Annotated in this window: 20 protein-coding genes; 7 read left to right on the top strand and 13 right to left on the bottom strand. The window is 68.8% G+C overall.

What is annotated here, in order from left to right; all coding sequences use genetic code 11:
• Positions 1-14 precede the first annotated feature (14 nt).
• The 4 genes from ppc to ACWDXS_RS30475 form a co-directional block, all read right to left on the bottom strand.
• Positions 15-2786 (bottom strand): phosphoenolpyruvate carboxylase, encoded by a 2772-nt coding sequence (gene ppc / locus ACWDXS_RS30490; RefSeq protein ID WP_449970979.1) that lies wholly within the window; start codon positions 2784-2786, stop codon positions 15-17.
• A gap of 66 nt (positions 2787-2852) precedes the next feature.
• Positions 2853-3275 carry a VOC family protein gene (locus ACWDXS_RS30485; RefSeq protein ID WP_378994182.1) on the bottom strand — a complete coding sequence of 141 codons (423 nt, stop codon included), beginning with the start codon at positions 3273-3275 and terminating at the stop codon, positions 2853-2855.
• Positions 3276-3339: 64 nt separating this feature from the next.
• Positions 3340-3897, bottom strand: a complete 558-nt coding sequence (locus ACWDXS_RS30480; protein ID WP_387448139.1) for a sugar O-acetyltransferase — start codon at positions 3895-3897, stop codon at positions 3340-3342.
• A gap of 40 nt (positions 3898-3937) precedes the next feature.
• Entirely contained in the window at positions 3938-5005 is a 1068-nt protein-coding gene (locus ACWDXS_RS30475; protein ID WP_387448137.1) for an ABC transporter substrate-binding protein, read from the bottom strand.
• Between the two features lie 107 nt (positions 5006-5112).
• On the opposite strand from ACWDXS_RS30475, the gene ACWDXS_RS30470 reads away from it, so the two are divergent.
• The 7 genes from ACWDXS_RS30470 (at position 5113) to ACWDXS_RS30440 (ending at position 12384) form a co-directional block, all read left to right on the top strand.
• A complete protein-coding gene (locus ACWDXS_RS30470) occupies positions 5113-6120 on the top strand; it encodes a FecCD family ABC transporter permease (protein ID WP_378994176.1) in 1008 nt (335 codons plus the stop codon).
• Complete coding sequence (locus ACWDXS_RS30465; protein ID WP_378994174.1) at positions 6117-7199, top strand: FecCD family ABC transporter permease; 1083 nt, start codon at positions 6117-6119, stop codon at positions 7197-7199. The genes ACWDXS_RS30470 and ACWDXS_RS30465 overlap by 4 nt, the downstream gene beginning before the upstream one ends.
• Entirely contained in the window at positions 7199-8008 is an 810-nt protein-coding gene (locus ACWDXS_RS30460) for an ABC transporter ATP-binding protein (RefSeq protein WP_378661481.1), read from the top strand. Before ACWDXS_RS30465 ends, ACWDXS_RS30460 begins: the two co-directional genes overlap by 1 nt.
• A gap of 16 nt (positions 8009-8024) precedes the next feature.
• A complete protein-coding gene (locus tag ACWDXS_RS30455; RefSeq protein WP_379314136.1) occupies positions 8025-8666 on the top strand; it encodes a TetR/AcrR family transcriptional regulator in 642 nt (213 codons plus the stop codon).
• A 79-nt stretch (positions 8667-8745) separates the two neighbouring features.
• Positions 8746-10128 carry a lipase family protein gene (locus ACWDXS_RS30450; protein WP_449970971.1) on the top strand — a complete coding sequence of 461 codons (1383 nt, stop codon included), beginning with the start codon at positions 8746-8748 and terminating at the stop codon, positions 10126-10128.
• Positions 10129-10225: 97 nt separating this feature from the next.
• Positions 10226-10852, top strand: coding sequence for a hypothetical protein (locus ACWDXS_RS30445; RefSeq protein ID WP_387448129.1), 627 nt, complete (start codon positions 10226-10228; stop codon positions 10850-10852).
• A gap of 62 nt (positions 10853-10914) precedes the next feature.
• Positions 10915-12384 carry a hypothetical protein gene (locus tag ACWDXS_RS30440; protein ID WP_449970967.1) on the top strand — a complete coding sequence of 490 codons (1470 nt, stop codon included), beginning with the start codon at positions 10915-10917 and terminating at the stop codon, positions 12382-12384.
• A gap of 21 nt (positions 12385-12405) precedes the next feature.
• Here ACWDXS_RS30440 and ACWDXS_RS30435 read toward each other — a convergent pair whose 3' ends face one another.
• The 9 genes from ACWDXS_RS30435 to pheT all read right to left on the bottom strand — a co-directional run bounded on the left by ACWDXS_RS30435 (position 12406) and on the right by pheT (position 23572).
• On the bottom strand, positions 12406-12972 hold the full coding sequence (locus ACWDXS_RS30435) for a GTP-binding protein (protein WP_378994296.1): 567 nt from the start codon (positions 12970-12972) through the stop codon (positions 12406-12408).
• 10 nt (positions 12973-12982) lie between these two features.
• The gene (locus ACWDXS_RS30430; RefSeq protein WP_378994161.1) at positions 12983-13423 is read right to left on the bottom strand and encodes a DUF742 domain-containing protein; all 441 of its coding nucleotides are present in this window, start codon (positions 13421-13423) and stop codon (positions 12983-12985) included.
• Entirely contained in the window at positions 13420-13848 is a 429-nt protein-coding gene (locus ACWDXS_RS30425; RefSeq protein WP_449970964.1) for a roadblock/LC7 domain-containing protein, read from the bottom strand. Before ACWDXS_RS30425 ends, ACWDXS_RS30430 begins: the two co-directional genes overlap by 4 nt.
• A gap of 28 nt (positions 13849-13876) precedes the next feature.
• On the bottom strand, positions 13877-16621 hold the full coding sequence (locus tag ACWDXS_RS30420) for a nitrate- and nitrite sensing domain-containing protein (protein WP_449970961.1): 2745 nt from the start codon (positions 16619-16621) through the stop codon (positions 13877-13879).
• A gap of 380 nt (positions 16622-17001) precedes the next feature.
• Positions 17002-18027 (bottom strand): hypothetical protein, encoded by a 1026-nt coding sequence (locus tag ACWDXS_RS30415; RefSeq protein WP_378994155.1) that lies wholly within the window; start codon positions 18025-18027, stop codon positions 17002-17004.
• 46 nt (positions 18028-18073) lie between these two features.
• A complete protein-coding gene (locus tag ACWDXS_RS30410) occupies positions 18074-18574 on the bottom strand; it encodes a PspA/IM30 family protein (RefSeq protein WP_378994153.1) in 501 nt (166 codons plus the stop codon).
• A 53-nt stretch (positions 18575-18627) separates the two neighbouring features.
• Entirely contained in the window at positions 18628-19386 is a 759-nt protein-coding gene (locus ACWDXS_RS30405) for an alpha/beta hydrolase (protein ID WP_387448119.1), read from the bottom strand.
• A complete protein-coding gene (locus tag ACWDXS_RS30400) occupies positions 19383-20780 on the bottom strand; it encodes a TerD family protein (RefSeq protein ID WP_449970956.1) in 1398 nt (465 codons plus the stop codon). The genes ACWDXS_RS30405 and ACWDXS_RS30400 overlap by 4 nt, the downstream gene beginning before the upstream one ends.
• 290 nt (positions 20781-21070) lie before the next feature.
• Complete coding sequence (gene pheT / locus ACWDXS_RS30395) at positions 21071-23572, bottom strand: phenylalanine--tRNA ligase subunit beta (RefSeq protein ID WP_449970953.1); 2502 nt, start codon at positions 23570-23572, stop codon at positions 21071-21073.
• Positions 23573-23584 lie beyond the last annotated feature (12 nt).

The following is a 23584-nucleotide window of genomic DNA, read 5'->3' as shown; positions in this document are numbered from 1 at the left end:
ACCCCGAGTTGTCGCTACCCCGAGTTGCGCAGCGCGGTGGCCAGGCCGTTCATGGTGAGCAGGATGCCCCGCTTCACCAGTTCGGAATCGTCGCCGCCGCGCAGCCGGGCCAGCAGGTCGACCTGGAGCTGGTTCAGCGGCTCCAGGTAGGGGAAGCGGTTGTGGATCGACTCGGCCAGCGACGGGTTGTCGCTGAGGAGTTCGGCGTGGCCGGTGACCGCGAGGTACATGCGGATGGTGCGGGCGTGTTCGTCGGCGATCATGGCGAAGATCTTCGCGCGCAGTGTTTCGTCGGTGACGAGCTCGGCGTAGCGGGCGGCGATGTCGAGGTCGCTCTTGGCCATCACCTGGGCCAGGTTCGACAGCACGGTATTGAAGAACGGCCACCGCTGGTAGAGGTCGGTGAGACGCGCGAGGCGGGCCGGATCGTCGCCGACCCAGTCTTCGAGCGCGGTACCGGTGCCGTACCAGCCGGGCAGCATGACCCTGGCCTGGCTCCAGGCCATCACCCAGGGGATCGCGCGCAGGTCCGAGACCGAATTGGTGGGTTTGCGGGAGGCGGGGCGGCTGCCGATATTGAGGTCGCCGACCTCGGCGACCGGGGTGGATTCGCGGAAGTACTCGACGAAGCCGGGGGTGTCGTGCACCAGGTTCGCGTAGGCGGCGCGAGCGCGGGCGGCGAGGTCGTCGAGGAGTTCGTAGGCCGGTTCGGCGTCGTCGCCGAGACCTTCCACGTCCAGTAGCGTCGACTCCAGGGTACCCGCGATCAGCGACTCCAGATTGCGGTGTGCCGCACCGGATTCGGAGTATTTCGCGGCGATCACCTCACCTTGTTCGGTCAGTCGCAGCGAACCCCGCACCGCGCCCGCGGGCTGCGCCAGGATGGCGTCGTAGCTGCGGCCACCGCCGCGACCGACGGTGCCGCCGCGACCGTGGAACAGCCGCAACCGGATACCCGACTTCCTGGCCACCTCCACCAGGTCCAGTTCCGCGCGGTAGAGCGCCCAGTTCGCGGCGAGATATCCGCCGTCCTTGTTGGAATCGGAGTAGCCGAGCATCACTTCCTGGCGCATGCCCGCCGCCTCGACCAGCTCGCGATAGACCGGAACCTCCAGCACCGCGGCCAGCGTCGACGCACCGGCGCTGAGGTCCTCGATGGTTTCGAACAGCGGAACGATGCCGACGGGACAGCTCGGCGCGGTGTCGGCGGTGCCCGGATCGAGAATGCCGGATTCCTTCAGCAGCAACGCCGCTTCGAGCATGTCACTGACCGAGGTGCACATGCTGATGATGTAGTTCGGGACGGCGGCGGCACCGAAGGTATCGATGACCTCCTTGGCGGCGCCCAGGACCCCGAGTTCCTTGGCGGCGAGTTCGCTCAGCTGCGCGTTCGGCCCGAGAAGTGGTCGGCGCGTGCGCAATTCCGCGGCGAGCAGCTCCACCCGCCGGGCTTCGGACAGGCTCGGATAGTCGGGATGCACGCCCGACCACGCCAGCAGTTCGGTGACCACCTGCTCGTGGACCTCGGAGTTCTGCCGCATGTCCAGGCCCTGCAGGTGGAAACCGAAGGTCTCGATGGCGTGGCGCAGCGCGGCGAGACGGTCGTCGGCGAGCAGTCCGTCGCCGCTGGCGCGCATGGACTCGTCGATCGCGTCGAGGTCGTCGAGGACCGATTGCGGCGTCGGATACGGCGCGGCGCCGGTGTCGAGGCCGTGTTCGGGCAGTTCACCGAGCGCGAGCTCGGCAGTGGCGCTGAGCCGGGCCCGAATCGCGTGCAGCGCACGGCGATACGGCTCGTCGGCGAACAGGCCGGGGTCGGGGTAACCCGCTGCCGCGAGTTCCGCGACCCGGGGTGTCACCCGCACCAGGCGGGCCGATTGCGACAGGGTCTTCTCGAGTTCGACCAGCTCGTCCAGATAGCGGCCGAAGGCGTAGGCGGCGGCCTGCTCGGCGGCGGTGTGCACGACTTCGGCTGTCACGAACGGGTTTCCGTCACGGTCGCCGCCGATCCACGAGCCGGGGCGCAGGATCGGGCGCGGCAGGAGGTCTTCGGCGGGCCAGCGCGTCCGCAGCGCCGCGCGCACCTGCGCGTTGATCGCGGGGATCACGTCGTAGAGGGTCAGATCGTAGTAGCGCAGACCGACGGAGATCTCGTCCTGGATCCGCAAGCGCGCCAACCGGATCAGCGCCGTGCGCCACAGGGTGAGCACTTCGCGGCGGATCCGCTGTTCGGATTCGTCGAGGCCGGGCTCGCCGGGTTCGAGGCGCCGGCGCAGGCGCATCAGCTCGGTGATCTTGGACTGCACGTCGAAGACGGTGCGCCTGCGGGTTTCGGTCGGATGCGCCGTGATCACCGGGGAGACGAGCGCGTCGGTGAGCAGGTCGGCCACCACGGTGCCGTCCAGGCCGGCCGCGTCGAGTTTGTCGTAGGTGGCGGCCAGGGAGGAGTCCTGGGGTGGTTCGCCCGCCGCCACGTGCACGGCGCGGCGTCGATCACGCTGGATGTCCTCGGCCAGGTTGGCCAGCAGCACGAAGTAGCTGAACGCCCGGATCAGCGGGATCGCGACCTCGGTGGGGGTGCCGTCGAGCATGTCGGCGACGGCGCTGCGCTCGACCTCCTCGCGGCGCACCCGGAACGCCTCGATGCGGACGCGCTCGATCAGGTCGAACACCTCGGGACCTTCGTGGTCGCGGATGGTGTCGCCCAGGATGCCGCCGAGGAAGCGGATGTCCTCGCGCAGCGGCCGGGTAGCTTCGGGTTCCATCTCGATTCGCGATTCGCCCATGGTCGAACAGTATTGCCGCCGGGCCGCGGGCGCGACCCGACGCCGCACCCGCACCGCATGTCGCGCTCAGCCGTGGTGGCGAGCGGTGAAGCGGATCTGATTGCCCCACGGGTCACGGAACGCGCAGTCGCGGCCGTATTGCTGGTTCACGATCTCCTGGGCGACTTCGGCCCCGGCGTCGCGGATACGGGTGAAGGTGGCGTCGATGTCGTCGGTGGCGAAGATGACGGTGGACTGGGCACCGCTGTCGATGCGCGCGAGCGCGGCCGCCCGGTAGGCGGGGTCGGGGGCCATCTCCGGGACCTCGAGCACGAATTCCAGGTTCTTCTGGTCGACCGGGCCGACCGTCAGCCAGCGCGTGTTGTCGCCGAACGGCATGTCGGTGCGGACCTGCAGGCCGATCAGGTCCCGATAGAAGGTGAGGGCCTGGTCCTGGTCGCCCACGAGCAGCATGACGTGGGTGAGGGAGAGATCTTCGCCGTGGCGCATCCGGTCTCCTTGGGTCGGGCGTCAGCGGTGCGCAGGCGCCTGCGTTCCAGCGTAGCCAGCGAACCTAGAGTTGCCGGATGACCCGCGCCGGATTGCCCGCCGCGAACACCCGGTCGGGCAGATCGCGGGTCACCACGCTGCCCGCGCCGACCACCACGTCGTCGCCGATGGTCACACCCGGGCACACGATCACCCCACCACCGAACCAGGCATTGTTCCCGATCCGGATCGGCGCCGCCGATTCCCAGCGCTGCCTGCGCTTTTCGTGATCCTGCATCGGATGCAGCGCGGTGAGCAGCTGACAGCGCGGCCCGATCGAACAGTCGTCGCCGATGGTGATCGGCGCGCAGTCGAGCAGGATCGCGTCGTAGTTGAGGAAGCTGTTCGCCCCGATCTCGATCAGGTATCCGTAGTCACACTGGAATCGCGGCATGATCCACGAACCCTCCCCCAGCTTGCCGAGGAGATCACTCAGCAACTCGGTGCGCCGCCCGGTCTCGTCGGGCCCGGTGCGATTGAACTCGTCGCACAACCGTTGTGCCCGTTGCCGTTCGGCCACCAGTTCCGGATCGTTGTCCTTGTACAGCTCCCCGGCCAGCATCCGCTGCTTCTGTTCGCCCACCCCGCCGAGTGTAGGGGTGGGCGAACACGGCGCGTTCGACCTACTTGGCCGGGTCGACCTCGAAGGTCTTGGCGATGTCGTCGAGGACCGCGTGGGCGCCGGTGAGGCCGACCGAGGTCAGCCAGACCAGGTCGTCGACCGGGGTGACCTTGCCGCGCAGCTGGTTCCACAGCGGGTTGGCCTCGGCGGCCGCCTTGCGCTGTGCGGCGGCGTCCTCGCCGTTGCTGGTGAGGAAGACGTAGTCGGCGTCGGCGTCGAGGAGCCGCTCAGGGCTGAGGGTGATCGAGAAGTCGTTCTTGGGGTCGTCGGACTTGTCGAGCTGGTTCAGACCGGCGTCGGCGAAGATGTCGCCGACAAAGCTGACCCGCTGCATCAGCCGGTCTTCCTTGGGCAGGAAGCGCAGTAGCGACACGGTCGGCGCGTTGCCGCCGTTCTTCGCCTTGATCGCCGCCCCGATCTTGGTGGCACGGTCCTGGTACGCCGCCAGCTTGGCCTGCGCCAGGTTCTCCTTGTCGACCGCCTTGGCGAGCAGCAGCAGGTTCTCCTTCCAGGTGGCGCCGGTGGTCTGGCTGAACACGACCGGCACGGTGCCCGAACCGAGCTTGATGCCCTTGAACTGCTCGTACTGCTTCTCGTGACGCACCTTCGCCGACACGATCAGATCCGGCCGGGCGCCGGCCAGTTTCTCGATATCGGGGGTCTGCAGATTACCGATGTTCACCGCCCGCCCGCCACAGGTCTGGGCGGCCGCGCCGAGGAACGCGGGCAGCTTCTCGCCCATGGACTGGTAGGTCGTGTACGCGACGACTTCGGTGTTCAGCACCAGGGCGGCGTCGACGAACGTCTGATCCAGCGCCGCGACCCGAACCGGTCGGGTGGTGATGGTCGCCGGGTCGACGACCGTGCCGACATTCGTGCCCGCCTTGTCCTTGACCGCCCCGGCCTCGATGGTGCGCGGGTACGCGCCGCCGTCGAGGTTGCTCGCGGTATCGCAATCGCTGCTCGCGGCGCCGGTGGCCGACCGGTCCTGGCCACACGCGGACAGGCTCAGGACGGCGGCGGCGACTGCCGCGGCAGCGGCGAGCCGACGGCTCAGTGGGGTGTTCATCGAGGTCTCCCGAGTGGTTCAGAGTTCTTTAGGGTTGCTAACCTAGCGAAGCCTTACCTAATTACCAACTATGAAGAGGGACAGTGCCCGCATCGCCGCCCGGAGTCGTGTTCGCCAACACACGGTCTCGCCGGTTGCTACTCATCGCCGGACTCGTGGCCGCGGTGTTCGCGACCGTCCTGCTCAGTTTGGCCATCGGTTCCAAATTCATTGCTCCCCTTGATGTTCTGCACGCACTCGGCGGCACGACCGACACCGAGACCGGCGCCATCGTCAACGGTCTGCGCCTGCCACGCACGCTGCTGGGGGTCCTCGCCGGTCTCGCGCTCGGCATCGCGGGCGCGGTGATCCAGGGTCACACCAGAAACCCCCTCGCCGACCCCGCGCTGCTCGGCATCACCCAGGGCGCGGCGCTCGGCATCGTCCTGGCGGTGATGATCGGCGGCATCTCCAGCCTGTTCGGCTACGTGTGGTTCGGCTTCGCCGGCGCGCTGATCGCCACCATCACCGTGTTCGTCATCGGCGCGACGGGCCGCGGCGGACCGACCCCGGTGACCCTCGCCCTGGCGGGCGCCGCCGTGAGCTACCTGCTGCAGGGCCTGATCTCGGCGGTGGTGCTGTTCGACACCGACGTCACCGACATCTACCGCTTCTGGAAGGCCGGTTCGCTGGTCGGATCCAACCTGGACCTCCTCGGTAAGGCCACCCCGTTCATCCTGGTCGGGATCGTCCTCGCGCTGGCCAACACCTCCGCGCTCAACGCGCTCAGCCTCGGCGAGGACACCGCCCGTGCGCTGGGCCATCGCGTTTCGCTGGCGCGCGCCGTCGGCATCGGCTCGATCGTGCTGCTCACCGGCGCGGTCGTGGCGATCGCGGGACCGCTCGGCTTCGTCGGGCTCGTCGTCCCGCACCTGGCCCGCGGTATCACCGGGCCCGACTACCGCTGGCTGGTCCCGGTCGCCGGGTTGCTCGGCGTGGTCATGGTGCTGGTCGCCGACATCGCGGGGCGGCTGGTGCTGGACAAGGGCGAACTTCCGGCGGGCATCATGCTGGCCTTCGTCGGCGTCCCGTTCTTCATCGTGTTGGTCCGCCGCCGAAAGCTGGTGAGCATATGAGTACCGTCCGGGCGGTCCGGCTGGGACCGGTGTCCTGGCAACTGCGACTGCGCACGACGGCGGTCCTGGTCGTCGGGCTCGCGATTCTCGGCGCCGCGAGTTGCGTCGCGCTGGCGCTGGGCACCTACACGATGCCCGACGGCGGTCCGGTCACGCCGTGGGACGTGCTCGCGGTGCTCGGCGGTGGCGGCGACGACGGCCTGGCCTATGTGGTGTGGGATCTGCGGCTGCCGCGGATTCTCACCGGGGCGCTGGTCGGCGCGGCACTGGCGCTGTCCGGCGCGATCACGCAGGGCATTGCCCGAAACCCGTTGTCCAGTCCCGATATTCTCGGCGTCACGGCGGGCTCGAGCGTGGCCGCGGTCGCGGTGATCGCGCTGTCGGGCAGCCGTGGCCAGATCAGCGGCGCCGCCGCCGAGATCGGGGTGCCGATCGCGTCCATGCTCGGCGGCCTACTCGCCGCGCTCGGCGTTTTCCTCCTGGCCTGGCGCGGCGGTATCGAGGGCTATCGGCTCGTGCTCGTCGGTCTCGGCGCCGGTTCGCTGCTCTCCAGCGTGACCTTCTGGCTCCTCAGCGTCGGCGACGTGGATATCGCGACGCGGGCGGTGACCTGGCTGACCGGCAGCCTCAACGGCAGCAGCTGGATCCAGGTGACACCGGTGGCGATCGCCCTGGCTGTCCTGGTGCCGGTCGTCCTCGGGGGCACCCATCTGCTCGGCGCGCTGCATTTCGGCGACGACACCGCCCGCTCACTCGGCGTGCGGCTCAACGCCGCCCGGCTGACGCTCCTGGTGCTGGCCGTGTTGCTCGCCGGAGTCGCCACCGCCTCGGCGGGCGCCATCATCTTCATCGCGCTCGCAGTGCCGCAGGTAGCACTGCGTCTCACCGGTTCGGCACAACCACCGCTGCTCACCTCGGTGGTGCTCGGCGCGGCCTTCACGGTCGCCGCCGATCTGGTCGCGCGCACCCTGCTGCCCGCCGGCGAACTGCCCGTCGGGGTGATCACCGCTGTCCTCGGCGCGCCCTATCTGATCTATCTGTTGATGCGGCGCAATCGCGTCGGGAAAGCGGGCGTGTGATGACCGTTCGGCTGCAGGCCAGCGAGCTGACCCTCGGCTACGGGCCGACAACCGTCGTGGACGGTCTGGATCTGGACATCACCGGTGGCACCGTCACCGCGGTGATCGGGCCCAACGGGTGCGGCAAATCCACCCTGTTGCGCGCGATGGCCCGGCTGCTGCGGCCCGCCGGTGGTCATGTCCACCTGGACGGCAAACGGATCGACCGCATGTCGACCAAGGAAGTGGCACGCGTGCTGGGCATCCTGCCCCAATCCCCGCTGGCTCCGGAGGGTCTCACCGTCACCGACCTGGTCGCCCGCGGCAGGCACCCGCACCAGCGCTGGTACCGCCAGTGGTCCGACGACGACGAAGCCGCCATCACCGAGGCGCTGACCTGGACCGACATGGTCGAGTTCGCCGATCGCTCCCTCGACGAGTTGTCCGGCGGCCAACGCCAGCGCGCGTGGATCTCGATGGCGCTGGCCCAGAACACCGACCTGCTCCTGCTCGACGAACCCACCACCTTCCTCGACCTCGCCCACCAGATCGAGGTTCTCGACCTGGTCCGGCGCCTGCACGCCGAAGCGGGCCGGACGGTGGTGATGGTGCTGCACGACTTGAATCTCGCCGCGCGGTACGCGCATCGACTGGTCGCGATGCGCGCGGGCCGGGTGGTTGCCGCGGGTACGCCCGCCGAAGTGCTCACCGAGGACGTGGTGGCGCAGGTGTTCGGACTGCGCGCCAAAGTGATCGACGACCCGGTCACCGGCACTCCGCTGGTGGTCCCGATCGGCCCCGTCGACGCCGGCGCCTCGACCGAATCCTGAACAGTAGGGTCATGGGGTGACCTCTGGGCGGACTCGACACAACTACACCGGCACCTCGGTCGCCGAACGACAGGTCGAGCGCCGGGCGCTGTTCATCGACGCGGGACTGACCGTGTTCGCGGAGAAGTCGTACGCCAACAGTTCGCTGACCGATGTGTGCGCGGCCGCGGGGCTGTCGCGTCGGCAGTTCTACGAACAGTTCGCCGGGCGCGAGGAACTGCTCGTCGCGGTGTACGACTCCGTGCAGGACAAGGCCGGGGCGGCGGTGGCCGCCGCGCTGGCAGCGGCGGACTCCGACGAACTGCGCACGCTGATCGACGCGGCCGTGCGGGCGTACACGACGGCGATCACCGACGACATCCGATGCGCCAAAGTCGCTTTCGTCGACATCGTCGGGGTGAGCCCCGAGATCGAGGCGTATCGGGCGCAGGTCAGGGATCGGTGGGGCGAGGTGGTCACCGCGATCGCGGCCGGTCGCGACGGGGTACGGATGCCGCCCGGCGGCTGGCGGGTGCCGATGGCGGCGTTCATCGGGGCGGTGAACGGCGCCGTGCACCAGTGGAGCCTGGACGACCCGAGACCACCCGTCGACGAACTGGTCGACGTGTTCTCCACCATCCTGAACAGCCTGATCTCAGCGACGCCCCCCGGCGCGTGATTGCGATCTGCGCCACACCCATGTCATAGTTGCCGCTATTGAGACGAAGGCGTCTCAATTCATGTGAGGACTGTGCGCGATGAGATCTCCCTTCGTTCAGCGATGGCTTGCCCTTGCCACCGGTGTGCTCGCGGCGGCAACGGTGATGACCGCCGGGCCGGTCGCGGCCGAGCCGCCGGCGGCGCCCCCGCCGGTGATTCCACTACCGCCCGAATGGGATCCGGGCTTCTACCTACCGCCCGCGGACGTGGTGGCGGCGACCGCGCCGGGTGCGATCATCGCGGTCCGGCAGGTGCGGGTCGCCGATTTCGGTCTGCTGCCGATCGATGTCGACGCATGGCAGGTGTCGTATCGCTCCAACAACAGCCGTGACGAGGCGATCCCCGCGGTCGCCACCCTGATCAAGCCGCGCGGGCAGGCGCCGAACCCGCGCAAGCTGCTGTCGGTGCAGCTGGCCGAGGACTCGACCGCGGGCTACTGCGCACCCTCCTATGCGCTGCAACATCTCTCGGCGGCCGCGGTGGCGGGCCAGATCGTGGTGCCCGCCGAGTTCCTGTTCGCGCAGGCAGCGCTGTCACAGGGCTGGGCCGTGGTCGTTCCAGACCATCAGGGCCCCGATTCGGCCTACGCGGCCGGACCGCTGGCGGGCCGGATCACCCTCGACGGCATTCGCGCCGCGACCAACTTCGCCCCGCTCGAGGCGGGACCGACCGCACCGGTGGGCCTCTACGGCTACTCCGGCGGTTCCATCGCGACCGGTCACGCCGCCGAACTGCACAGCAGCTACGCGCCCGAACTGAACATCGTGGGCGCGGCAGAGGGTGGGGTCGGGGCCGATCTCGGCGCCGCCTTGAGCATGGCGAACAACCAGGCGACCTCGGGTCTGGTGTTCGCCGCCGTGCTGGGACTCACCCGCGAATATCCCGATTTCGCCGCCTACCTCGATCAGCGGCTCGATCCGCTCGGCAAGGCCCTGTTCGCGATCAAATCGCCGCTGTGCGTGCAGTACCAGTCGGCGCTGCTGCCGTTTCTGAATCTCACCGGCATGATCGGTTCCGACGGTAATCCCCTCGACGATCCGCCGGTCGCGGCGATGCTCGACGACACCCGTATGGGCAAGTCCGTCCCCGGCATGCCGCTGTTCGTCTGGCATTCCGCGTGGGACGAGATCCTGCCGCTGGCCGCCACCGACACCTTGGTCGACACCTACTGCCGCGATCCGAACACCTCGCTGACCTACACCCGCGACCACGCCAGCGAACACATCGTCGCGGAAGTGGTCGGCGGTCCGGCCGCGCTGATCTGGCTGCGCGACCGCCTCGACGGCGTCCCGGCCGCTGCCGGCTGCACCACCTCCGACGCGGGCACCATGGCCGCGACCCCCGGCGCCCTGGACTTCCTCGGCGACTCGCTCGCCGCGAAGTTCGCGTCCCTGTTCGGCATGCCGCTCGGGAGCCGCTGACTCGACGAATCGGCGAACTCGGCGATACACATTGACGTTCGATGTTGATTTGTATCATACTCGCCGAGTTCGTCGATCATGAGCAGGAGGTGCCCCGTTGACCGACAACGCGCGGGCCGCGCTGGAGATTCTTCGCGATGCGAGCCAGTTCAAGTGGTATGTCATTCCGCTGTTACTGGTGGTCATCTACATCTACGCGGTCGAAGTCGAGCGGCGTAACTGGAATGTGCTGTTCGCCGGGCTCGCGCTGTGGGGCATGGACTGGTTCAACGAGATCTGGAACGCGCTGGTCTTCCACTTCACCGCGCGGGCGCCGGTCTGGGCGGCGAGCGGACCGACGGCGTACCAGATCCTGATCGGGCTGAACATCGAGATCTGCTTCATGTTCGCGATCATGGGCATCGCGGCCGCGAAGATGTTGCCGCCGAAGGAAACCCGGATCTTCGGGCTGCCGAACCGGCCGGTGCTGATCGCGATCAACTCGATCGCGGCGGTGGGTGTCGAGATACTGCTCAACAAGGCCGGCGTGCTGACCTGGGATTGGTCATGGTGGCAGCCCGGCTTCCCGTTCCTGATCTGGATCATCGGGTACGTGCCGTTCTTCGCGGCCTGCTTCTTCGTGCACGATCTACCGAGCGTGCGGAGCAAGGCGCTGGTGGTCGGCACGATCTTCGGGATCGACGCGATCGCCCTGATCGGTTTCGGCGCGGCGGGGTGGCTGTGAGGCCCGGGCACGCCGTCCGGCGTACAGCGGTGATCGCGGCAGCCGGACTGGTATTCGCCGGAGTGACAACACAATCGGCGGCCATCGCCGATCCGGGGTGTCTGGCGGTGGGTACGGTCGGCACCCCGGAGGTGAGCGTCGACGCATCCGACGCCGGACTGGCGGCGTTCGCCCCGGCAACGGTCGCGCTGCCCGAGCAGGTGTATTTCCGCACCACCACCGAGTCGTTCAACCGCCGCTGGACCTTCGCCACCCGCGACGGTCAGGTGTACGTGAAACCGGCTGCCGCGCCGGGTGGTTGGCGCATGATCGCGCTGCCGGGCTGCCTGGCGGGCACGATCGCCGGTGTCTCGGCCGACGACGACGAAGTGATGATGATCGACCGCGACGGCCGGTTCGTCACGATGGATCACGCACTCAGCGCTCCCGCGGACTGGAACTGGAGCAGCCGCTACGGCGCCCCGCTGTGGACCGGGCCCGGCAACACGCTGCCGCCGGGCGCGCCGGCCTGGTCGTGGTCGGTGTTGTCGCCCACCGAGGATCACGTGTGGACAGATACCGCGGGCAACAAACACCCCGTCGGCGGGGCGAAGGTGTCGCACGTCTTCGCGCTGACCCACGGCGGTCAGCGGATCCAGTACGTCGACCCGTGGCTGCCGGTGGACCACAGCTACGAGATGAGCACTCCGCTCGGTGGGCGGTTCCAGGCTGTCGCGTTGTCCACCAGCGCGTCGACCTCGCTGGTCGTCAACCGGTACGGCGACTTCTACACGCGCCTCTACGATTTCGACATCTCCGGCGCGGACAAGGTCTTCTTCCGCTACTCCTACGAGGACCAGCGCGGCCTACCCGAAGCGCCGGACATGCTGTCGGAGCGCATCGATTCTCGCTACGCCGCCATCCAGCTGCCCGCACCGGACTGGGTCGCGCAGCCGAAGGTGCCCGGTGAGATCACCGACCGCATCTCCGTCCACCGGACCGGGCCCGGCTCGGCGGCGCGAGAGCTGCGCGTCGAAGGGCGCGACGGTGGCCGGACCGGGTTCTGGCGCAAGATGCTCACCGACGCGTCGTGGACCTTCGTCGTCACCGATCAGCCGCTTTCCGGTGCGGCACTGGAGAACTCGCCGGTGCACCGCGCTCACGAGACGCTCGGTCCTGTGTCCGAGTACGACTACCAGGGCGTTTCGGCCCAGGGGTGGATCGCGCGGATCCAGTCCTTCGATCCGGCCGTCTCCCCCACACCGCTGCGGATCGAATTCGGTGACGGGAGCGGGCTGGACGTCGTGCTGCACACCGTCGACGGCTTGCGGCAGACACCGCAGCAGCCCGGGATCACCGCGCAGCCGCGGTTCTTCGACGGGACCATCGAAGTGCCGCGGGAACTTCTCGCCTCGGTAGACGCGCAGCCGAGCACCGTGCGCGACTTCCTGCGGAACACGCTGGGCGCCAAGCGATTCACCGACACCTCGGTCGATGTCACCGACACGCGGTTCCACCTGGCCCTGTCGGACCTCACACTGCATCGACGCTGACCGGTGCGACGGGAGGTGGGCTCAGCTCACCTCCCGCTGTCGAGGTTGGACGCGGTGCAGCAGGACCTGTTCGAGCAGCGCGACCAGGACATCGCGCACGGAGTCGCGGTCGCGGGCATCGCAGTCCAGCACCGGGATCCAGTCGTCGAGGCCGAGCGCTTCACGGACTTCACCGAGATCGAAGCGGGTCGCGTCGGCGAAGCGGTTCACCACCACGACGAAGGGCGTGTGGTGTTCTTCGAAGTAGTCCAGGACGGGGTAGCAGTCTTCGACCCGGCCGGTGTCGACGACGATCACCGCGCCGAGGGCGCCGTCGACCAGGTCGTCCCAGAGGAACACGAATCGATCCTGGCCGGGGGTGCCGAAGAGGTAGAGGATCAGCGACCGGTCGAGGGTGATCCGGCCGAAGTCCAAAGCCACTGTGGTCGCGGTCTTTTCGGCGCGACGACCGGGGTCGTCGACACCGATGGAGACTTCGGTCATCGACGCTTCGGTGACCAGTGGCTCGATTTCGGAGATGGCGCCGATGAAGGTGGTCTTACCGACGCCGAAGCCGCCGCTGATCACGATCTTCACCGACGACGGCATGGCTGGTGCCTCAAAGTGCGCGGACAAGGTCGCGGATCCTCTCGATGGCGGCGGTCGACAGTTCCGGCGCGTCACGGACGGTCACATGCCCCGCCGCCGCCAGATCGCTGACGATCACCTTGGCGATGCCGACCGGAACCCGCAGGGCGGCACCGATTTCGGCGATGGAGTGCGGCGTCAGACACAGCTGCACCACGGTGCGTTCTTCGAACCGCAGCGGCGCCGACAGTGCGGACGGCGGTGCCTGGACGAGGGTTTCGATGCGCAGGCCGTCCAGCACCGGGACGGTGCGGCCCGCGGTGACCACGAACGGGCGAACGAAGCGGTCATCGACATCGTCGTGGTCGGTGGGGGTCACCGGCACCGACGGGACGAGACCACGCCACCCCGCCGGCTGGTTCATCGGGATCATGCGCGGGTCCGGCAGCCGCGGGAGATCGAAATCTCTCATCTGCGCAACGACTCTCGCAATTCGCTGATCAGCAGCGGGTCCAGCAGCGATCCGGCGCGTTCGGCGAGGATCGCCATCTCGTAGCCGACCAGGCCGACATCGCAGCCGCCGTCGGCGATCACGCCGAGGCAGCTGCCGTCGCCCAGCGCCGACACCAGCAGGAAGCCGCGCTTCATCTCGATCATGATCAGTTTGAGGCCGTCGAAATCGTAACTGCGCGAGGCACTCCGGGCGAGGCTGGACAGGCCCGACACCATCGCGGCGAGCCGGTCGGCACCGGTGCGGTCGAGTCCGTCCGACATCGCGATCAGCAGCCCGTCGGAGGAGACGGCGACGGTGTCGCGCACGCCGTCGGTATTGCGGACGAAGTTGCCGAGCAACCAGTTGAAGGTGTTTGGATCGGCGGTCGGTAGGTGGGTGGTCACCGGGTCTCCTGGGGTCTTGTCCGATCGGTCAGCGGGTGGGATCGAGTGGCGTGGAAGAGGATTCGGTCTCGCCGCCGCGTTCGTGGCCGGTGCGGAACGAGGAGAGCATGCTGCGGGTCTGGTCCGGAGTCCGTTCGACAACCGGGGGCCGGGCCGGGCCTGCGGCCAGATCGCGGCGGGGCCGCTCGGGCGCACCGGTGATCTTGGCGCGCTTGCTGCGTTTGACCAGGCCGTTGCGGGTGCGTTCGACGGCGGGTGCGCCGATGGACTCCACGGCGGGCAGTTCACGCGATGGCGGTACCGGCGAGCTGGTGTGCCCTCGGGCCTGCCCCTCCGAGCGTTCCGGGGCTACCACGCCGTAGTGGTCCTCAGCCGACGCCCCGTTGCGGGCCGCACCGTTGCGCGGACGCGCGGAATCGGTGGAACTGCTGAGGAACTGCGCGTAGACGGAGCCGGTGGACGAATGGTTCGCCGCGGCCGGACCACTGCCGTTGGTGCTGTTGCCGGCTCCCGATTCCGGATTCCGGCTGTGCCGCGACCGCCCGTTGGTGCCGGTCGGCGACGCCGAGCCACCGCGGATGGCGTGCGACGTCTCGCCGAGGAAGCCGACCGGTCGATCATCGCTACGGTCCGCACCTGGCACGCCGGCCGGGGTCACGTGGTGTCCCGGTGTCGCCGAACCGATCGTGGCCCCAGCGCCCGCAGGTGCCACCACGTGACCCACGGCGACGGAGGTGTCCGTGCGCTCCAGGGTTGCGGGTTCGGCCAGATCCTGACTTGCGGGGCCGCGGGCGGCGCCCTCTCGCGGATCCGCTGCCTGCCCGGCTTTTCCGTCGGCGAGCAGCGACGGCGGGAGGAGCAGGCGGGCGACAATGCCGCTGACCGGTGACGTGTTCAGTTCCACGTCGATGCCGAGGCGCCCCGCCAGCCGACCGACCACGTAGTGGCCCAGGTAGCGGGTGGAGGCCACGATGAAGTCCTGCTCGCCGCGCAGCCGGGCATTGGCTTCGGCGAGTTGCTCGGCGGGCATGCCGACGCCGTGATCGACGACGGCGAGCAGGTAGCCGCCCGCGACCTTGCGGCCGTACACCTCGACCTCGAGATCGGGCGGCGAGAAAGCCAGCCCGTTCTCGATGAGTTCGGCCAGGATGTGCGCCAGTTCGCTGACGACGGCGCCGGTCACCGCGATGTCGTCGATCCGGCGCAGCACCACCCGCCGGTAGTCGTCGACCTCGGACAGCCCGGCCCGGATCACGTCGGTGAGCGCGATCGGCTCGGCCCACCGGCGCGGACTCGCCTCGCCGACCAGCACCAGCAGACTTTCGGCGTTGCGCCGCATACGGGTGGCCAGGTGGTCGAGTTCGAACAGGTTCGACAGTGCCTTCGGGTCGAGCTCCTCGCGTTCGAACTCGCTGATCAATCCCAGCTGACGGCGCACCAGGTTCTGATTGCGGCGGGCCAGATTCGCCATCGATTCGGTGGTGTTGCGCCGCACCAGCGCCTGCTCGGAGGCGAGGTCGAACGCGGTGGTCTGCACGCGATCCAACGCACCCGCGACAGCGGCGATCTCCACGCTCGCGCCGGGAGGCGTGCGCACGGAGGCGGGCGGATCGGGTTGAGCGTCGGCGGCACTGTGCCAGGCCGCGATCACCTCGGGTAGCCGGGTGGAGGCGACGTCGTCGGCTTCGGTCGCCAGCTGGGCCAAGGGGCGGACGATGGCCCTGATGCTGGCGAAGACGAGCGCGAACTCGGCGGCGATCGCCAACAGTGCGGCCAGGGCGAAGGCGCCCAGCATCAGCGCGGCGTCGCGGCGCAGTGTCTCGGCCCGCGCGCCGACGTCGTCGCCGATGACCTGCTGGACCCTGCGTTGCTCGTCGATGACCGCGGTCATCTGCGTCCACCACACGGCCGGGTCGACCGGCTGAACCAGCGGTCCCAGCGTCGAGGCGATCGCGACGTTCTCCGATTCGGTTGCCCGCGTGGCGTTCTCACTTGCCAGCACCGCGTCCAGACGTGCCTGCTGGGCGGGCGTCGCGTCGTGGCCGAAGGCGGTGAGCGCGGCATTGCGGGCAGCGCGGATGTCGAGGAACTGCACGTACTCCCCCGGCGCGAATTCTCCGGCGGCGAAAACGCCGTTGAGGAAACCGCGTTCACGAGCCGCGAATTCCTTCGCGTCACCGAGCGCGTAGAGCGCTTGCAGGCCGTGCCGGACGGCCGGGTCACGCGCCTGGTCGAGACCGAGCGAGAGACGGTTCAGCGCGTCGATGCCGTCGGTGTAGAACTGGAACGCCGCCTGCCGGGTGACATTGCGATTGTCGACCTGGGAGCGGATCGCGGGCAGACCCGCCAGATGACCCAGCGCCGAGCGCACCTCCCCCGCACCGGGCGGGTTCCCCACGACGGCGTTCACCAGGGCATGCAGGGCGGCGTCGGTACCCGTGCGCTGGTCGGTGACGGGCTGGCGCAGGCGCTGATCACCGCCGAGCAGACCGTTGCTCAGACCGCGTTCGCGCTGCACCTGCTGCACGAGGTCCTGCGCGGCCAGCGCGACCGCCACCGCGTCCACGGTCTCCCCGCTGCGGCGGTAGGCGCTGACCTGTGTCGACATGGTCAGCCCGAGCAGCGCGAGCACCAGCACCAGCGACACCACCAGGATCCGGGCGAGCTGTCCGGAGATGGTGCGCGGCCGGATCAGCCCGGCGCCGGCCCGCTGCCCTCGAGCGCCGCCATCCGATCGGGTTCCGGTCGGGTTCGGCCGGGAACGTGCACGCACACCTACTCCTTGGCAATGCCACCGCAACGTCGGTCACGGTGGCTCACGGAAAGTCAGGTGCAAACTTGCACTCCGCGCAGTGCGCGGTCAATGCGGAACGGTGTAAAGCAGCAATTCGTGCACTGATCTAAACATGCCGGAAATCCAGCGGGCTTTGTGTAGCCGAATGCTCACAGCCGCACCGGCGGCGAGTTGGTCGGCCGGTTCACTGCCGGATACATACAGGTCACCAGAGAGCGTGACACACAGCACATTTGATGCGGCCGATCAGAAGCGGCAATTCGAATGCTCGACATCACTACCGGTTGCGGCGATGTCACGCAAATCGAGAAGCAAAGTCGTATCGATCAATTCGCGTTGCCGAACGGTATTCGAGAGAATTACTCTCCGCCGAGAATTCCCAGCACCTGATCGGAGTAGAAGAACGGCTCGAGCCGCTCCCGGATCAGCCCGGCCAACACACCGTTGCGCTTGGCCGCCTCGATGACAGCCGGCCCGTAGCGCAGGATCTCGGTACTGATGTCGTCGGCATCGAGACCGAGTTCGGGCAGCATCGCCGAGAGCGTGTGGTCGCTGTACCTGGCGTAGAACACCTCGACGCACTCGCGCACGAGCAGGCCGAAGTACTCCTTCTCCCTGGTCGTCACCGCGATCTCGTAGCAGATCTGGACCAGCTCGTTGAGGTCCTTCTGGGTGAGGTACTCGCGCAGGCCCGCGACGGGTTCGTCGGCGTGCAGGTCCCAGAATTCCATCGCCGCCGAGTGCACGGGCGCGTCGCGCAGCATGTCGCGGATGGCGTTGTTGGTGCGCTTGAGCGCGAACAGCGCGCCCTTGCCCGCGAGGTCACCGACGAAGGTGCTGTCGGCGGCGACCTTCTTGGCCCGGTTGGCAGCGGACTGACCCAGCGACATCAGCGAGGAGACGCCCGGAATCTTCTCGGCGCGCTCGCGATTGGCCTGCATGAAATCGCCGATCAGCTTGTCGACGAAGCGCGAGGCCACCGTGGCGACGAGCGGGCTCTCGGTGAGCCGGTCCAGGATCCGCTCCTGGGCCTGGTGCATGCCGAAGATCTTCTCCAGCAACGCTTCCACCGGTTCGCGGTCGACCACGTCGCCAAGGGTGTATTCGGTGTTCGAGGCGATGTGGTCGTAGATGGCGTCGGAGAAGATACCGACGGTATCGGCGATCACGGGGCTGCCGCCGATGCGGTCGAACACGGTGGCCACCGTCTGCTCGCCCTGTTCCAGGGAAACCACGTCACCGAACCTGATCGACTCGCCGACGGCCAGCACGGCGGCCACATCGCGGGCGATCACCTCGGCGAACCGTTCACCGGTCACCTCGGCGAGCAGGAATTCCACCTGCGCATCGAGTAGTCGGTCGGCGATCTGGCGCGCCTGCGTCATCTGTGTGTCCACCCATCACGTCGTTACCGGAAGGGAGGACGCGTGGCTACTTCTCGCCGGAATCGTTGCCCTGCACCGATTTCCGGATCTGATCCAGCCGCTCACGCGCGGCCTTCTCCCGCGCCTCCCATTGCTCGTCGACGCTGCGACCCGCGGGAGTCTGCCGGTCGAGCTCGTCCATTCCCTGCGCGGTGCCGAAACGCTGCTCGACCTTATCCCGAACCGAGTCGAATGTCGGCACTCCGGAAGTGGAATATCCGCCGGTGGCGGTGGGTGCGCCGGTCACCGGTAGCCCGGACGGTACCGGCGGTACCGGCATCGCGCCTCCGACCTGCCCGGATGCGACGGGCACCACATCCGCGTCGATGACGTTCGTGTCCAGAGTCACAGGCGATCCGGTTTCGGCATGACCGATCTCAGCCTGGGCCAGCGCGGCGGCGACCGCGCCGAGCCCGGGGCGTCCGGCGACCGCGGCGCGCAGCACCGACACCAGCTCGTCGTCGGGCAGCGCAGCCAGGCGGCCGAGGAGTTCGCTCGTTTCGCTCATACCGCCAGGCTACGCAGAATCCAGCGACCCTCGACGACGACCGGGCTGCGGCGTTATCGAGCCGCCCAGTCGGCGATGATCTTCGGCCACTGGGCGCCGAGCGTGTCGATCACATCGTTGTGACCCGCGCCGGGCACCACGATCAGCTGTTTCGGTTCCCGCGCCGCCGCGTACAGGCGTTCGGCGTGGCGCAGCGGGAGGAGTTCGTCGCGGTCACCGTGCATCATCAGGACCGGGACGCGCAGGTTCGCGATGTGCCGCAGGCTCGGATACGCGTTCGGGATCAGCGGCGCGGGCAGGAACGGGTAGACCGAACGCGCGGCGGCGCGCATGCCGCTGAACGTCGACATGAGGATCATGCCCGCGGGCGGATATTCGCCCGCCAGTTCGAGCAGTACCCCGCCACCGAGAGATTTGCCCAGGTAGTAGACCCGATCGGGATCGACTTCGGGTTGCTCGAGCAGGGCTTGGCGGGCAGCTCTGGCGTCGAGGTAGGTGCCCTGTTCGCTCGGGGTGCCCGTGCTGTGGCCGAAACCGCGGTAGTCGAAGGCGAGCACGTCGAAGCCGGCGTCGACCAGCAGCGCGATGATCGAGACGCGGTCGCCGATGGTGCCCGCGTTGCCGTGCGCGTAGAGGATGTGACCGCGGGGGCGCTCGGCCCGCACGAACCAGCCGTGCACATCGACGCCATCGGCGGTGCGCATGGTCAGATCGCGATAGTCCAGGCCAAGCGCCGCCGGGGTCTGGGCGACGTGCTTGTCGGGGTGGTAGACCAGCGCGTTGAGCACGCGCGTCGCGGGATGCCGGATCATTTGCCGCGGCCCGCCTGGAAGCCGAAGTCCCAGTTGTACAGGCGCGCGATCTCCACGACACCGCCGCCCGGTTGCCCGGCGGGCGGGCGGACGAAGCTGCCCTCGCGGCGCACCACGAACTCGCCGTCGACGTTCTCGAGCGCGAACAGCACCGCGTCGCGGGAGTTGTCGGTGCAGCCGTCGAGCGTCATCTCGATGGGCGCGGAATTCACGGTGTGCAGGGTGACGGTGGCGTGCACATTGCGGAAATCGCTGGCACCGTCGTAGATCGAGGCGAACACGAGGATACGGCGGATGAACTGGGTGTAGTCGAGATTGACCGACAGGTTCTCGCCGGTGATGCTGGCACCGGTGCGGTCGTCCTGATCGAGGTGGATGAACGGCGGTTCGTAGAGGGCGCCGAAGCGGCGGTCGAGGGCGCGCACGGAACCGATCGCGCCGTTGACCAATTCGAAGAAGCAGCACAGGTCGAGGTCGATGTTCTTGCCGCGGAGTTTCCCGAAGAGGCGGCCGGTGGCGGCCATCGAGGTCCAATTGAGGTTCACGCGCATGACGCCGCCGGTGGCGCCGTGTTTCGTCAGGGAGACCGACGGGGCTTCTTTGGTGAGCGAGACCTTGGCGAGGTCGACCGGAGGTGGTGGGGGCGGGGCGAACTGGGGGTTGCGCTGGGGTGGGATGCCGGGCTGGTTCGGCGGCGGCGCGTACTGCTGCTGATTCGGCGGGAACACCGGGGTCGGCGGGCTCGGCGGCGGGGTGTGGGGCCGGTTCGGCTGAGGCGCGGGGATGAAGGGCTGTGTCGGCGGGGCGTACGACTGTTGCGGAGTCGGCTGCCCCGAGCCGAACGGCTGCGGGGGCGCGGGAGGCGCGGGAGGCGCGGGAGCATCGTCGACGGAGATGCCGAAATCGGTAGCGAGCCCGGCCAATCCGCTGTCATAACCCTGGCCGACCGCACGGAACTTCCACGCACCCTGGCGGCGGTACAGCTCGCCGAGCACGAACGCGGTTTCCGTGGTCGCCCCGCTGCTGTCGAACCGCGCAACCTCGGCGCCGGTCGCGGTGTCGATCACCCGGATGTAGAGCCCGTGGAACTGACCGAAGGTCCCCCCGTCGGCGGACGCGGCGAGCACGATCGTCTCGATCTGCGGCTCGACCTGCCCGAGATTCACCGAGAGCGCGTCGACAACGGTGTGTCCCTGCTGTTTTCCTTCGTGCCGCACCGCGCCCGAGGGATGCACGGCCTGGTTGTAGAACACGAAGTCGTCATCGGAGCGCACCTTCGCCCCGGCGAGCAACAGCGCGGACGCGTCGGCATCGGGCACACCCGGCCCCGACTGCCAACCCAATTCGACGCGGACCGCGGAAGCAGGCACCGCGACATTGGCACCTTTCATCATCGACACACCCTCCAACCTAGCCCGCCCCCGGTCCGAGCCCAACCGCTCGCCCCCACTCCCCGCGCACCACCGCCGAATTCTGGCGTCGTGCCGCGAAGGTGGATCCTTGCGCCGACTACGCGTGCCGGTCGTGATCGGCGGCGCGCCACCGGTAAGCGACAGCGGCCGCACTCGCGTCGCAGCGCCGGGTTCGGGTTCGGGTTCGTCAGACGTGAAACAACCTGAGGGACAACGGCTCACGACGAAGGCCGCCCGGCGGAACCGGGCGGCCTTCGGATGTCGGGTGAGGATCAGCCGCGCAATTCGGCGCCGACCGCGGTGGTGGCCGAGGCGACGGCGGCGTCGCGGGCGGCGCTGGCCTCGTCTTCGGTGAGGGTGCGGTCGGGGGCCCGGAAGCGCAGGGCGTAGGTGAGGGATTTGCGGCCCTCGCCTGCTTGGGCGCCTTCGTAGACGTCGAACAGAGCGATGCTCTCGAGCAGGTCGCCGCCGCCGGTGCGGAGCGCGGTTTCGACCTGCGCGGCCGGGACGGCCTTCTCGACGCTGATCGACACGTCCTGCAGGACTGCCGGGAACGCCGAGATCGTCGGCGCGGGCAGGGATTCACTCAGCGGCAGGGCGTCGAGGTCCACTTCCAGCGCGCAGGTGCGCGGCGGCAGACCGGCGCGCTCCAGGACGGCGGGGTGGAGTTCGCCCGCGTGGCCGACGACCACACCGTCGACGAGCAGTTCCGCGCAGCGACCGGGGTGCCACGGGAGGTAGGCCGCGGCCCGGCGTTCGATGACCACACCCGCCGCGTCGGCGATGTCGTCGACCAGCGCGAAGGCATCGGCGGCCTCGGCCGCACGGCCCGGGCCCCACGGCCCGCGCGGGTCGTGCTTACCGCTGAGCACCGCGACGACGCGCACCGGCTGAGCGGGCAGCGACGCTTTGAGCTCGGCGATCTGCTCGTCGGTGGGACGACGGTCCACCGGCAACGCCTCGACCGAGTGGGTCTGCGCGCCGGGCTGCACCACCTGGGCGATGCCGTAGATCGTCAGGTCGCGCGCACCGCGCGAGATGTTGCGGGCGGCCACTTCCAGCAGACCCGGCAGCAACGTGGTCGCCAGTTCGGGGCGGTCGCTGTCGAGGGGGTTCAGGACGCGGGTGGTGTTGCGGCGCGGGTCGTCGGCGTCGAGCCCCCACACCTCGAATACGCCACCGGGCAGGAAGGCCGGCGGCGGCACCTCGACGGCACCGGCGAAGGCCAGCGCCCGGCTCACCGCACGACGACGCTGCTGCTGCGCGGTCAGACCGCGACCGCCGGGCGCGGTCGGCAGCACGGACGGGATCTGCTCGAGGCCCTCCAGCCGCAGGACTTCTTCGACCAGGTCAGCGGGCTGCGAGAGATCGGGGCGCCAGCTCGGCGGGGTCACCAGCAGCTGGGTCTTGCCCGCGTCGTTGACCTCGATCTCGACGCCCGCGCCGATCTGGGCCAGCCTGCGCACGGAGGTGCCCGCCGGGTAGGTGACGCCGGCGACGCGGTCGGGCAGGTCGATGTCCATCGCGATCGGCGCGACCGGCTCCAGCGGCACCCGGATGTCGGTGAGCGCGGATTCGATGGTGCCGCCGGTGATGTCGGCGAGCAGGGTGGCGGCGCGGTCGAGCGCGACGATGTTGATCTCGGGATCGACGACGCGTTCGTAGCGCTTGCCCGCCTCCGAGGAGAGCTTGTGCCTGCGCGAGGTCCGGTACACCCGCAGCGGATTCCAGACGGCGGCTTCCAGCACCACGTCGGTGGTCTCCGCGCCGACCTCGGTGCTCGCACCACCCATGACACCGGCGAGGGAGATGACGCCGGAATCATCGACGATCACCACGTCCTCGGCGTCGAGGGTGCGCTCGGTGTCGTCGAGGGTGCGCAGGGTCTCGCCCTTGTGCGCCGAGCGAACCACCAGACCGCCGTGCAGCTTCGCGGCGTCGAAGGCGTGCAGGGGCTGACCGAGTTCGAGCATCACGTAGTTGGTGACGTCGACAGCCGGGGAGATCGGCCGCATGCCCGACAGCATCAGCCTGCGCTGCAACCACAGCGGGCTCACCGCGTTCGGGTTGATCCCGGTGACGCGGCGCACGCCGAAGCGGGTGCAGTCCGCATCGTCGTCCAGGCGAACGGGCCAGGCCTCGGAGTCGGCCTCCGGCAGCGTGCGCACGGCGGGGTCGGCGTATTCGAGGTCGAACCCGCAGGCCAGCTCGCGGGCCAGGCCGCGCACCGAGAAGCAGTAGCCACGATCGGGGGTGATGTTGAGTTCGATGATCGTGTCATCGGTGCCGAGGAGCACGTTCGCGTCGTCGCCGGGCTGCGCGGAACCGGGCTCGAGCACCAAGATGCCGTCGTGATCCTTGCCGATGCCGAGTTCGGCGACCGAGCAGATCATGCCGTTGGAGGTGTGACCGTAGGTCTTGCGCGAGGAGATCGTGAACCCGCCGGGCAGCACGCCACCGGGCAGCACGACCACAACGAGGTCGCCGACCGCGAAATTGCGCGCGCCACAGACGATTTCCTGCAACTCAGGGTTGCCGACGTCGACCTTGCAGAAGCGGATCGGCTTCTTGAACTCGGTCAGTTCGGTGATCTCGGCGACGCGGCCGACGACCAGCGGCTTGTCGATACTGCCGCCGATCGGCTCGAGCTTGTCGACCTCTTCGACTTCCAAACCCACCCGGACGAAGCCCGCGTCGAGCTCTTCCGCCGACACCGACCACTCGGGGGTGGTGCGCTGCAGGATCTCGGTCAGCCAGGACTGTGCTACTCGCACTTGACGTTTCGC

Source organism: Nocardia sp. NPDC003183, from assembly GCF_053590715.1.
Note: the sequence above shows the minus strand (reverse complement) of the source record. Positions and strands in the feature narration are given on the sequence as shown.

Coding starts and splice junctions, on each gene's coding strand:
- ppc (WP_449970979.1), bottom strand. CDS start 2,786: ATGGGCGAATCGCGAATCGAGATGGAACCCGAAGCTACCCGGCCGCTG.
- ACWDXS_RS30485 (WP_378994182.1), bottom strand. CDS start 3,275: ATGCGCCACGGCGAAGATCTCTCCCTCACCCACGTCATGCTGCTCGTG.
- ACWDXS_RS30475 (WP_387448137.1), bottom strand. CDS start 5,005: ATGAACACCCCACTGAGCCGTCGGCTCGCCGCTGCCGCGGCAGTCGCC.
- ACWDXS_RS30465 (WP_378994174.1), top strand. CDS start 6,117: ATGAGTACCGTCCGGGCGGTCCGGCTGGGACCGGTGTCCTGGCAACTG.
- ACWDXS_RS30460 (WP_378661481.1), top strand. CDS start 7,199: ATGACCGTTCGGCTGCAGGCCAGCGAGCTGACCCTCGGCTACGGGCCG.
- ACWDXS_RS30450 (WP_449970971.1), top strand. CDS start 8,746: ATGAGATCTCCCTTCGTTCAGCGATGGCTTGCCCTTGCCACCGGTGTG.
- ACWDXS_RS30435 (WP_378994296.1), bottom strand. CDS start 12,972: ATGCCGTCGTCGGTGAAGATCGTGATCAGCGGCGGCTTCGGCGTCGGT.
- ACWDXS_RS30430 (WP_378994161.1), bottom strand. CDS start 13,423: ATGAGAGATTTCGATCTCCCGCGGCTGCCGGACCCGCGCATGATCCCG.
- ACWDXS_RS30415 (WP_378994155.1), bottom strand. CDS start 18,027: ATGACGCAGGCGCGCCAGATCGCCGACCGACTACTCGATGCGCAGGTG.
- ACWDXS_RS30410 (WP_378994153.1), bottom strand. CDS start 18,574: ATGAGCGAAACGAGCGAACTCCTCGGCCGCCTGGCTGCGCTGCCCGAC.
- ACWDXS_RS30405 (WP_387448119.1), bottom strand. CDS start 19,386: ATGATCCGGCATCCCGCGACGCGCGTGCTCAACGCGCTGGTCTACCAC.
- ACWDXS_RS30400 (WP_449970956.1), bottom strand. CDS start 20,780: ATGATGAAAGGTGCCAATGTCGCGGTGCCTGCTTCCGCGGTCCGCGTC.